Annotated in this window: 6 protein-coding genes; 1 reads left to right on the top strand and 5 read right to left on the bottom strand. The window is 51.9% G+C overall.

What is annotated here, in order from left to right; genetic code table 11:
- The first annotated feature begins 435 nt into the window (after positions 1-435).
- Entirely contained in the window at positions 436-6507 is a 6072-nt protein-coding gene (locus AC4EYZ_RS03665; protein WP_342584791.1) for a DUF4347 domain-containing protein, read from the top strand.
- Between the two features lie 88 nt (positions 6508-6595).
- Here the strand turns inward: AC4EYZ_RS03665 and AC4EYZ_RS03670 are convergent, their stop codons facing one another.
- The 5 genes from AC4EYZ_RS03670 to AC4EYZ_RS03690 all read right to left on the bottom strand — a co-directional run bounded on the left by AC4EYZ_RS03670 (position 6596) and on the right by AC4EYZ_RS03690 (position 12194).
- Positions 6596-8113, bottom strand: coding sequence for a M14 family zinc carboxypeptidase (locus AC4EYZ_RS03670; RefSeq protein WP_474191072.1), 1518 nt, complete (start codon positions 8111-8113; stop codon positions 6596-6598).
- A 390-nt stretch (positions 8114-8503) separates the two neighbouring features.
- On the bottom strand, positions 8504-8713 hold the full coding sequence (locus AC4EYZ_RS03675; RefSeq protein ID WP_342584793.1) for a hypothetical protein: 210 nt from the start codon (positions 8711-8713) through the stop codon (positions 8504-8506).
- 92 nt (positions 8714-8805) lie between these two features.
- The gene (locus AC4EYZ_RS03680) at positions 8806-9384 is read right to left on the bottom strand and encodes a hypothetical protein (RefSeq protein ID WP_490204131.1); all 579 of its coding nucleotides are present in this window, start codon (positions 9382-9384) and stop codon (positions 8806-8808) included.
- Between the two features lie 125 nt (positions 9385-9509).
- Positions 9510-11180: a DUF4214 domain-containing protein gene (locus AC4EYZ_RS03685; RefSeq protein ID WP_342584795.1), complete on the bottom strand. Its 1671-nt coding sequence runs from the start codon at positions 11178-11180 to the stop codon at positions 9510-9512.
- 210 nt (positions 11181-11390) lie between these two features.
- Positions 11391-12194 (bottom strand): SapC family protein, encoded by an 804-nt coding sequence (locus AC4EYZ_RS03690; RefSeq protein WP_342584796.1) that lies wholly within the window; start codon positions 12192-12194, stop codon positions 11391-11393.
- Positions 12195-12300 lie beyond the last annotated feature (106 nt).

Raw genomic sequence — 12300 nt, forward strand, 5'->3', positions numbered from 1 at the left:
TGCCTGCATCTTTCACCCTGTGAGCGTCTTTACATCAATCGCAGGCAGTGTCGCTTACTCAGTGACGGCTGTCATACTCAGCATTTCAGCTTAGATGCCGCAGAATCACAGTATCAGTTGGGTATCACCGAAATCACTAGAGCGGCCACCCATAGCACAACGGATCACTTCAGTATCAGCTGCTCGCAACCCCTTGTCAGCGACGTGCTCTCGAAAGATCCTAGAGCAAAGGGCTTCACGAGGAGCATTAAGATGGGCATTACAGCGCTTCGGGTCACTATCATTGGCGGCGGCGTCTCTGGCCTGCCACCCGCCTACTACCGGGTCGACGCCGTATAAGAAAAGCCGTCTAGAAAAGCGATATAAAAAAGACGTAGAAAAAACCTAGACAACCATATAACCAAATCTCTACACAACTTAAAGAGTGTACTCTTTATGAATACTCCCTCCCGCCAAACGCCCCCAAGCCAATCGACTGGTCGTAACGAAGTTATCTTCGTCGACCCCCGAGTTGACGATTACCAAACACTGCTTAACGGCGCGGCCGACGATACTGAGGTCATACTGTTAGACCCCAGCGCTAACGGCGTTGAACAAATCGCACAGGCGTTAGCACAGCGCGGTGAATTTGACGCCATCCACCTGGTTTCCCACGGCAGTGAGGGGCGTATAGCGCTTGGTAACAGCACACTTGATAGCGAGACTCTGCCGAGTTATGCCCGCTTCCTGGAACAATGGGGCGAAGCATTGGGGCCAAACGGCGACATCCTTATTTACGGCTGTGATGTTGGCGCGGGCGAGCAGGGGCGGCGGTTTGTGGAAGCGCTGGCTTTGTCAACGGGGGCGAACGTGGCGGCATCGGATGACCCGACCGGTGCCAGCAACCTTGGCGGCAACTGGGTGCTAGAGCAGCAGTATGGCCAAGTGGAAACCAATAGCTTTATGGCTATTGATCAACTGAGCACTTGGCAAGGGTTGCTTGCGGCAGAGTCTGTATTTGATTGGGATTCAGGCGACACCAGCCAAGTTGGAACTGGCAGTGACCGGGCAGTAAGAGAAACTGTTGATGGCGTTACAATGACGATCTCGGCGTCTGGCGTTGCCTACATGGAGTTTGATGATATTGATGACTTCAACCTAAGCGGTCAAGTTGTATATTCGTTAGAATACGGTACTGTAAATAACATCATTTATACGTTCACTTTCGATCAAGCCATCAATATGGGGGAGATTGAGCTTGTAACGACTACTACATCAGGAAGCGCTTATCCCCCTCCCACAGTAGTAACTTTTACTGCAAATGGTCAAGATATTAATGCCGATATCCCCAGCGCCATTGCTGGCGATGATGCTATAAAGGTCGGGCTTGATAGCTTTACCGACATAACCTCTTTTACTATGACCTCAGCTGATCCGGTGCAGTTTTACTTCGACGAGATTAGCTTTACTACCGCGGTGGCAGACAATCCGCCAGTATTCACCACTGTTAATGGAGGCAATATCGATGAAACCGCCATCAGTGGCTCAGTGGTTCTGGCGGATAGCGATGTAGAGGCGAACGATGGCGACGGCGGAGGAATTGATTCGGTCACTTATTCGATTGTAGGCGGTACAGGAGAGAACTACTTTGTCATTAATACCGCCAATGGTGAAGTCTCGTTAAATGCAGCGGGCGAAGCAGCGCTAGACTTTGAAAACACCCAGAGTTACACCCTCACTCTACGTGCCAATGATGGTAATAGTTCTACCGATGAAACCGTCACCATTTCGGTCAACGATATTGCCCCGGCCATTACCGCTGGCCAATCCTTTAGCATTAACGAGAGCGATACCAACAGCACTTCCCTAGGCACTGTCGCCACTACCGGTGACGATAACTCGGTGAGCTACTCCATCGAGTCCGGCAACACTGGCAACGCCTTCACTATCGATAGCTCCACGGGCGAGATCACCCTGAGCGATACCAGCCAGCTCGACGCCAGTGCTACCGGTAGCTATACGCTCAGCGTACAAGCCGCCGATGGCAATACCGCATCAACGCAAGATGTCACCATCAACGTCACCGACGATGTGGCTCCCAGCGTTACCAGTATTGCCCCAAGCGGTTCACCCGATGCCAATGCTGCATCAGTCGATTACACCGTTACCTTTAGCGAAAGCGTCAACAATGTCTCTGCCGACGATTTCACCCTCACCGGCACCGCCTCTGGCACTATTAGTGCGGTTGCTGGCGGCGGTGACAGCTATACGATCAGCGTTACCGATATTAGCGGTGAAGGCGACCTGCGCCTTGATCTTAACAGTGGCACCGATATCGACGATGGGGCCACCAATGCCCCGGCAGGCTACACCAGCGGTACGGCCCACAATGTTGACCTGATTAAACCGAGTGTCACTAACGTGGCCTCGTCGACGGCCAACGGGACTTATAAAGCGGGTGACACTGTTGATATTACGCTGACCTTTAGTGAAGTCGTTACGGTGGCCACGGGCGCCGGTACGCCGCAGCTAACGCTGGAAACCGGGGCAACAGACAGAATCATTGATTACACGGCAGGCTCTGGTACAAACACGCTGACGTTTGCATATACCGTTCAGGCGGGTGATGAGTCCACTGATCTGGCGCTGGCGGGTAGTGAGATCATGCTCAATGGCGGCTCTATAAAGGACTCGGCAGGTAACGACACGGTGTTGGCCCTGCCCGCCTCAGGCGATGCTAACTCTTTGAGTAGCAATAAAGATATTGTGATCGATGCCATCGCCCCTAGCGTTACGAGTATTGCGCCCAGTGGTTCGCCTGCAGCCAATGCTGCCTCAGTGGATTACACCGTTACCTTTAGCGAAGACGTCGACGATGTTTCTATCGATGACTTCCTACTCAACACCACCGGCAGCGCTTCAGGTAATATCGCCTCCATTTCAGGCTCCGGCAGTAGCTACACCGTCACCGTGGATGCCATTACCGGCGAAGGCGACTTGCGCCTTGATCTGAACGACGGCACCGACATCAATGATGGTGCAGGTAATGCCTCTGAGGGCTTCTCCAGCGGTACTGCACATACCGTTGACGTGGTGAACCCGAGTGTGACCAATGTCACCTCGACGAATCCCGACGGTACTTATAAAGCGGGCGACACCGTTAACATCACCCTAGCGTTCAACGAAGCCGTGACGGTCAGCGGTACACCGCAGTTGACGCTGGAAACCGGGGCAACGGATCGCACCATAGATTATGTGGCTGGCTCAGGTACCGACGAGCTGACGTTTGCGTATACCGTCCAGGCGGGGGATGAGTCCAGTGATCTGGCGCTGACCAACGCTGGAATCATCCTCAATGGCGGCTCAATTCGCGATGCAGCAGGCAACGACAGCGAACTCACCCTGCCCACACCGGGGACTGCCAACTCGCTGAGCGCCAACAAAGACATCGTCATTGATGCCGTAGCGCCCGTCATCACCAGCGTTTCTATACCGGATAGCAGTCATAAAATCGGCGATACCATGACCGTCGCTATTACCGCGGGAGAGCCAGGCTTGTCGCTGGACGCCGGTACGGTGAATGGGGTAGCGGTCAGCGATTTTACCGATCAGGGCGGCGGCAGCTATACCGCCACTTACACGGTACAGGAGGGGGATACATCCCGCGCCCCCGGCGACGACATTCCCGTTAACTTTGTGCTGTCCGATGCGGCAGGCAATAATTCCACTGCTTACACCACCGCTATCAGCCAGAGTGCTGATGTCATCGACGCGGCTCGCCCCACTCTGGATGGCGCTATTGTACCGTCGCTCACCACCATTACTGATGATCAAATAGGCAGTGGTCGTTTTACCCTGACGCTGAACTTCAACGAAGCGATGGATACGGGCGTTGATCCCACGATCGACTTCCCAACGACAGATCTCAGCAACACCCTGACGTTTAACTCAGGCAACTGGGAGAATGCCACCACCTATATTGCCACCTTTGACACTGCCGATGCCGATGAAGTGATCAATGACATAGACGTGGAAGTCAGCAATGCTCAGGATGCGGCGGGTAATACGCTTGCACCCGTAACGCAAAACGATCTCTTCAGCGTGGTGACCGCCACCGGCCCCACTATTCAGGCGATTACCTCGCCCACTGCCGATGGCACTTTTGCGGTCGGCAGCAGCATTGATATCACCGTGGCGTTCGATAAAGCGGTCGACTTTACTGCCAACGGCGGCGCGCTAACGGCTACGCTTAACACCGGCGCAACGATCCTTCTCACCAATAGCGACGCCGCTAACCAAACGCAGTTTAGTGGCCGTTATACGGTGCAAGAGGGTGAGACGGACACCGCTGGGCTTAACGTCACCTCGCTAACCCTGACCGACGGTGCCACGCTGGTCGCCCACGATAACGGCATAGCGGCGAACCTTGCTACGCTGCCCAGCGGTCAAAACCTTGCCGACAGTGCTGAGTTGGCGGTTGATGCCAACTCGCCCGCGGCTACTCCAGCACCCACATTAGCGGCTGATTCCGATAGCGGTGTGAGCGATAACGACAATATCACCAATAACAATACACCCACCCTCACCGGCATCGGGGCCGAGGCAGGCGCTACCGTGACGGTACGTGTCGACGGCATCAGCGTGGGTAGCGCTACCGCCAATGGCAGCGGTGACTGGGCCTTCACCTTGGCCGAAGGCGATCTGAGCGAAGGCCTCAACACGATCGATACGCTGGTTGGCGATAGCGCAGGTAATACCAGCAGCGCGTCCACAGACCTGACGCTGACTCTGGATACCACCGCTCCCACCGCCAGTGACGACACGACAGCCACGGTCCGCGAAGACGCGGGGGAGACCCTGCTAACCAACGTTAACGGAGCCGGCGACAAGCTCACCGATAACGACACAGGCGCAGACGACACGGCCCCTATCACCGCTGTGAATGACCGTGCCGATGCCCTGGGCAGCGCGGTGACGGGCAGCAACGGCGGGCGCTTTGTTATCGAAGCCGATGGCACGGCTAGCTTCGACCCCAATGGCGAGTTTGAAGCCCTTGCCCACGGCGACACGCTTACCACCGATGTCACCGTCGACATTCAAGACACCGCAGGCAATACCAGCACGTCCACCCTTAGCGTGACAGTGGAAGGCGTCAATAATGCACCTACCATCGCCACCAACGCAGGCCCCAGCGTAAAAGCCGGCCGTAGCGTCACATTAACGACGGCCAACCTGAATGAAGGCGATCCGGATGATGCTGGCGATGAGCTCACTTATACACTGAACACCCTGCCAACGTCCGGTACGTTATTGCTCGATGGTACCGCCTTAGCCGCAGGCGAGACGTTTACCCAACAAGACATCGACAATGGCTTGGTGACATTTACCGCGGGCAGCAGTGCGGGCAATGCCAGCTTTGATTTTACCCTGGCTGATGGCGGCGAGGATGGTGTGGAAAAGGTCTCCGGAACTGTGACCTTTACGGTGGAAGCAGCACCGGTGCCGGAGCCAGAACCCGAGCCAGAACCAGAACCAGAGCCTGAACCCGAGCCAGAACCAGAACCCGAGCCAATTGAGCTCGCCAACTTTGTTGATATATTCACTGAAAAGGGATGGGAATTGCCATCTGAGCTCTTGGAACAGCTGCGTAATACCGCCACCTTTGTGCGTTACCCTGAGTTCGATACGGTGCTGACACCCATTATCCGTTTATACAACGGCATTCTTGATCGCGTTGCTGAACGGGAAGGCTTGGAGTACTGGGTGGCGCAGCAAAATGCAGAAGGCAGCTTCAACGATATTGTTCAGGACTTTATGTTAGCAGAAGAGGTGAGCGCCGCGTTGCAAGCCATGGGCAGCGATAATGCCACCTTTGTGGATACGCTTTATCAAGCCGCACTAGGCCGTGCCGCGGATGAGAGCGGCCGCGATTACTGGGTAGACATCCTTGAGAGCAACAACGGGGATCGTAGTGAGGTCGCCCGTTGGTTTGTCCAATCACAGGAGTATATCAACGCCAACCCTCCCCTAGTGAACGGCAATAAGCTGCTGGCCTGGGGCGTGAACCTAGAACAAATGGAAATGCGCTCGCTGGGTTTTGATACCGGCGTAACGGCCGATCAAGACGACTTAGCGGAGACGTTAGTCCGGCTTTATACCGGCTTAGCCGGAGAGTCACCTAATGAGGCGACGTTTAATGAATGGCTGGAGAGTGGCCAAACGCCAGAAGCACTAGCGGCAAGCCTGCTGGAAAGCGAAGACTTGCTAACCACCGGAGAACCGATAGATTTTGAGACATTAATCGATACGCTTTATGAGCGGGTGCTAAATCGCTCACCGGACACCGCAGGTGAGCAGTATTGGCAAGAGGTGCTGCAAAACGGAGATGCCAGCCTGATTGAAATGGTGATGGCGTTTACTGACTCAAACGAGCACCAGCAGCTCAGTCGTTCAGAAGTGGATAATTATCTTGATGCTGCAAACCTGGTAGGCGTCGAAACTGACCTTGAGTCCTACCTGTTCGGCTAAGGCCATGGACTAACCCAACGGCACCGCAACTAAGTGGCGGTGCCGATTTCCTCCTGTCGCTCAATTCTAATGGGCTACAAGTCTATCCTTAAGCCACTAGCAATTCTTGGTGAAGAGGCTCAGAGGTGCCAATAATGGGCGTACTTTCCATCAGCGTATCCAGCCCTGCGACTATCTCGCCTTGATGAGACTCTTCACCCTCGCCTGCCCATTCGATCTCTTCAGCGTAAATCTCGTCAAATTCAATTCGCTCACCGCGCTCAGGTATCAGTGTTGCCAAAGCAGGATCAATGCTATCAAAACTGTTTTGCCCCATAGCCTCTACAACGCCTAGCATACTCAGTACACCCTCAAGCACTATGGCACTAGAAACCGCATCAAAATCTAGCTCTAGCCCTTCCAGCGCTTTTAAGCTCAGCTCTTCCAGGCCCCGTTGCTCAATGAGGAGCGCAGGCACACCATCAATAGCAATTCCATTGCGTGCTATTTGTGGCGTGTCGCCACCGGGAAACAGTGACAAGTAGCCATAATCAAAATCATCGAGCCCTTGTGATATAGCTACCGCCGCTTGCTGTGCTGTTGCGGTAATGGTGGGATCGACATCATCATTGGTTGGCCACAAGATTGACATCGTGTCGAGCTTGCCTGACTCGTTGATGTAGTTATTTTGGTTATGGTAATCAAGAATTAATTCAGGTTGAATCGCTTCGACCACCTGCCTAACAGCGGTGGTTTCTGGGATTAATGATGCATCAATCACTTCACTAGAATCCCAGGTACGGTTGAGGTCAATGTCCTCGGAGTTACGACGGGGATCGATGGTTGTTTCAGGGTCTAATTCACCTGCAACGAGCCCCTCCCAGCGCTCAAAACCGTCAGGGTTTACTCGTGGCATCACGGTTAACGTCACTTGCTCACGCAATGCTTGAGCAGCTTCACTGTCACCGCTCAGCCACTCTAGAAAATGCATGGCCGCCTCTGTCCCGGTGGGCTCATCACCATGCTGTTGGGTCACGATCATTAATTGGCGCGCCCCTTCGCCTACCGTGGCACTATATAAGGGCCTGCCTTCCAGCGACTCACCCGCCTGCTCTAAGCTCAACGTATCATAGGTGGCATCTAGCGCTTCCAGGTCTTGATAAAGCTGTTCATTGCTGCGAAAGCCATCCTGCACAAGAGAGCGTTCTGCATCGTAACTATCAGCATCAACACTGGACGAATAAAAATTAGCAATAGAGGCATAGGCCTCGAGCGCCTCTGCATCTGTCGGGCTAGCACCCCCAATTAGAGCCTGTAACAGCGCTTGGGGAGAGAGCCCGGCACTAGCCTGCTCCGACCAATATTCAATACCCTCTGCCTCGGCCTCACGAGCAAACAGGCTTTGATAAACTTCGTTTATCCACTCATTATCTTCCAGCTCTGACAGTTCAATGCGCCTTGCCTGGAACTCTTCAGACTGCAGCATAAACGCCGACACACCATCCATATCCACTGAGCCGCTTTCTATCTGCTCCAGCCAATAATTAAACCCGCCTGGATCAGCCGCACGCCCTAGGATACCCAAATAAAGAGTTTGTAGATTTTTTTCAATGGAAAGAGTTGTCATAATTAATGCCTCCAGGCATCACTACATATCGTTCCCTGTATCGCCGGTGGAGCGTCATTAGCGAGGCCGAAAATGGGCTGCTACCGCTAATCACAGCACTTTTCTAAGCACCTTTATATTTTTCACGCAGAAGGCTCAGAGTTACAGCCATCCTTTTCACACCCCTTTAAGGAATAGAGACAAGCACCCTATTTGTCAATATTCACCCTGGGCTCATGTGCTGGCTAAGTCATCGTCAGAGATCTCTATGCTCCAGCACGAGTATTTCTATCCTCTTTTTCATTACAGTATGGCTGGCTTCCACCTACCCAGAAGCACAATAAAAAAGCCAGTCAACATTAGCTGACTGGCTTGTAGATCAAGATGGCCGTACCTGACCAATGTCTTCTTTTAGTGTGTCTTTTCAGGGAGCTCATCTTTTAGCGCACGCGCGTAGGCTGTACGAGCCGTTTGGGCGATAGCTAACTGCTGATTCAAACGTTGAATTTCTTGATCAGTCACGCGCAGGTTGAGTAGCTGATTACGTGCATTTTCAGATAGATCTGACACATTGAATTCACTACCGTCGATAGTAACGGTTTGTGCTTTATCCTTCGCCATACAAAGCTCCTTAGGGGTAATACAAATTAGCGGTGAATTATTGCAGCTACACGCATAAATGTCGAAGCGGTGTGCACCTAACAAACCTTCTACTACGCTGCTTTGGTATCAAGCGCTGCCAACAGCCCATCAATATCGGCCGTAGGTGGCAACGCCTGAGATGGGCGACTAGGGTGGCGTAGCGAGAATTCTTTTAGCGTTTTAGCAGGCAGTGCGGCATCCAGCGTTGGCACGCCGACTTGCCAGACCAAATGCCTTTTGGTTGAGTGAGTGTCCACCTCAACCACTCCCCAACCCACCACCCCATGGCCTTTCACGTAACACAGTACTCGATCACCTTGCCTGTACAGGTTAGTCGATTCAAAGGCGTTCAGGCCTAACGTAGCCGTACTAAGGGGCCAATGCTTTTGAGCCCATGCTTTTGAAACGCTTTGCCAAAAGTATCTAGTATTTTCCGATGCAATAGGCTGGCGATGAGGATCTGGCAATGCGCTTGCCAACAGCAATTGATAATGTTTCCGAGCGATATAGTGATTTTCCAGTCGTTGCTGAAGCTCTGCAATATGCGCATCTACATGGCCTAAATTTATCAGCTGTTTACGCGCTTTCTCACTTAATGCCCACGTAGGGTAGCGACGCCCTTCAATAACGATGCTTTTCGGTAATTTCACCATCACTTCCCAATCTCGTCGCTTAAAATCAACGCGGCATTGTACTCAATTCAATCAGCACGGTAAAAAGATTCGTCCTGCGCCTCTGGCGTTAGTCCGTCGGATTCATTCAGTCGCTGTGTTTTCTAGCCCAGTAGGTATGTCTCGATATCTTCCGGCACCCCAATAAGACCCTGCTCGTAATGCTGTTGAACGTATGCATCAACATTAGCTTGATTTGCATTGATGTATTCATCAGAATTCGTAAACGCTAACACCAAATCCCCCCCATCAAATGCCTCTTTTTGTAGTTGCGTCTGCCAATAGACGGTTCCCTCTGCATCTGGGGCACGTCCTAAAACCTGCTCATAGAGGGAGTCGATCAGCACCTCTGCCGTAGCCTCAGTTTGGCTATCCAAAAACTCACTGCTTGCAAAGAAGTCGGCAGCGGTAGACGTAAGTGATTTGCCACCTGCTAACGCTTCAAGCCAATAGTCGAAGCCTTCCTCATCAGGTTCTCTCCCTAGCACACCGGTATACAAACGTACCAATGCAGTAGCCAATTCCTCTTCAGCTGCCGTCGGCCAACTGTCAAACCCAAGCGCTTCTGGGTCTAAAGCCTGCAAATCAACGCCCCACATTAACAGCTTTGCCCCCTGAACCAGAGAGTAGCTACTGGCTACATACTCTGCCGAGTTGGTAAACGCTAACGCAATGTCTGCCAGCTCTACTTGCCCCCCTGCGAGCTGTTCTAACCAGTATGCCTGCCCCGCTGAATCCGAACCGCGGCCAAGGACACTGTTATAAAGCGCCTCAATACGCCCCTGCGTTCCACCGCCTAGCTGGTCTGCCAAGTAGGTAAACTCTTCCGACACCACAAAGCTATCCGCCAAAACGCGTAAGCTACTCCCCGCATTGAATTGTGATACCCAATACTCAACACCTTCTTTATCCGGCTCTCGTCCTAGCATACCTGTATAGAGTCGTAGCACTGGATCGATAGTGCTTTCTAAACCAGGGTAGCGAAGTAGCTCATCTCGACTTTGCAGCGCTTGATCAAGCGTCTCAGACCACTCCCAACCCGCTGCAGCTAGCAGGGATTCAAACGTCCCCACATAAGACGCGCTATTCTCAGCGTATTGACTTGGCAATGGAGAAATCAAGCCGTCATTACCTTTAATCCATTGATCAAGTGTTGTTAAGTGAGCACTCACGTCAGCCGCCCATTCATCAGTCGAAACAGCGCCAACTACCACTGGGCCGTCACTTGATGCGTACCATACTGGCCCACCGCTATTACCTGGATTAATTTCAAAGTTCTTGAGGTCTACTAAGTCATAACCAGGCATAAGTGTTGTGAAGCTATTGTCTTCCATGAGCCTTGGGCCACTGGCATCACGATATACACCGGGATAACCTGTCACACGATAGGTTTCTCCAGAGGCATAATCACCCAATGCAAACCAACCAATATCATCACCAATGGCATCACCTAACGAGACTAAAGCAACGTCATACTCGCTTTCGGACGGTGACAGAAACCCAGGCTCTTCAACATCTAACTCATAATAATTAAGCCCAGCTGCCTGAAAAGTGCCATAAGGACGTGACCCACCATCGCGGCCAAACTCCACCTCTACATCAGTAGCAGCCCCCAGTATGGGATCATAAAGCACATGGGCAGCCGTCAGCACATCGTTACGGCCGACCAATGCACCCGAGCCGGAGACCCGTGTACCATCATGAAAGGTAGCTTCTATATAAGCCAAAGAAGAATAAGGAAAGGTGCTGCTATTAGCTCCAACGAAACGGGTCATGGAGTACCTCTTTAATGAGCCAGTAAATAGCTAACCTAATAAAGTACCATTCTTTTGCTAGGCTTTTTTAATCTTTGCTCCACCGCCTCTCCTTTAGCTAGCACGGTTTAAGGCTACCGGCTGCATTGTTAAAAAGACAAAGGTAATGATCGAAGGAGGATATAAAATCCCTTCTCACATCACCTCAAATGCATTATATCCTTCTTTACATTAGCTATCGAAATCAAAACTTATGCTATCGTCACCACTATCAAACAGCGACTCCAAATCAACACTCGCTGGCTCCTGGCCTGCCCATTTACTATGTAAACCATAAAGACGGACTAACACATCAAGACGATGCTGAGAAAAAAGCTGGGCATAAACAATTGGCAGAGCATTAACCTGTCGTAACGCGTTTAGTTCACTTGCCGGCAAGGCATTAAGCGCTTTTTCATCAACACGGTAAAAACCCGTTAACGTCCGAGTCGTCTCCCCTTCCTCGGTTTGAAAATTAATATTCCAAGGTACTAGTAGTTTCAGGCTAGCCATCATATCGACCGCCTTCTGCGTTACAAAACGCTGCCGCTCCCATTTAGTAAGAAACTCTAATATCTGGTTTAATAGCTCTGCGGGCTCCCCCGTCTCATTAAAAAACGGTTCACCTTGGCTATCGTGATTGTCTACGAGCAGGCCACTACTTTCATCTACGCAAAGCACATACTGCTTTTTTGCTAAGTCATGGCGCAACAAAAATGGATAAGAACGCGCTAGCGCCGGTTTATAGCTGGCCAACCACCGTCCATCAGGGTGGACAAAAAGGTTCTTCTCGTCTCCAAGCGAGCAGATGGCAATCAACTCAAAATTGCCATCCTGTCGCTGACGAAAACCAACTGGCATAGTAACCATTGCATGAGGGAGCTCTTCCGCCACAAGCGCAATCGCAGTCTGGTCAGACATAAATAGGTAATCAGCAGTTTTAAGCCACCCCTTAGCTTGGTGAGCGCTTGCCGACAGTGGTATAAAGCGAGACATAAAGACCCTTTTTGAAAAACAATAACAAAGTGCCGAATAATGGCACTCGGTTCAAATCAGCTACCAAACAACTGATATCCTATAGACACACCTAACTACACATGAG

Source organism: Vreelandella sp. 162(4c) (genome assembly GCF_058152265.1).

Excerpts from the sequence above, each read along its gene's own strand:
- AC4EYZ_RS03665 (WP_342584791.1), top strand. The coding sequence starts at position 436 with ATGAATACTCCCTCCCGCCAAACGCCCCCAAGCCAATCGACTGGTCGT.
- AC4EYZ_RS03670 (WP_474191072.1), bottom strand. The coding sequence starts at position 8,113 with ATGACAACTCTTTCCATTGAAAAAAATCTACAAACTCTTTATTTGGGT.
- AC4EYZ_RS03675 (WP_342584793.1), bottom strand. The coding sequence starts at position 8,713 with ATGGCGAAGGATAAAGCACAAACCGTTACTATCGACGGTAGTGAATTC.
- AC4EYZ_RS03685 (WP_342584795.1), bottom strand. The coding sequence starts at position 11,180 with ATGACCCGTTTCGTTGGAGCTAATAGCAGCACCTTTCCTTATTCTTCT.
- AC4EYZ_RS03690 (WP_342584796.1), bottom strand. The coding sequence starts at position 12,194 with ATGTCTCGCTTTATACCACTGTCGGCAAGCGCTCACCAAGCTAAGGGG.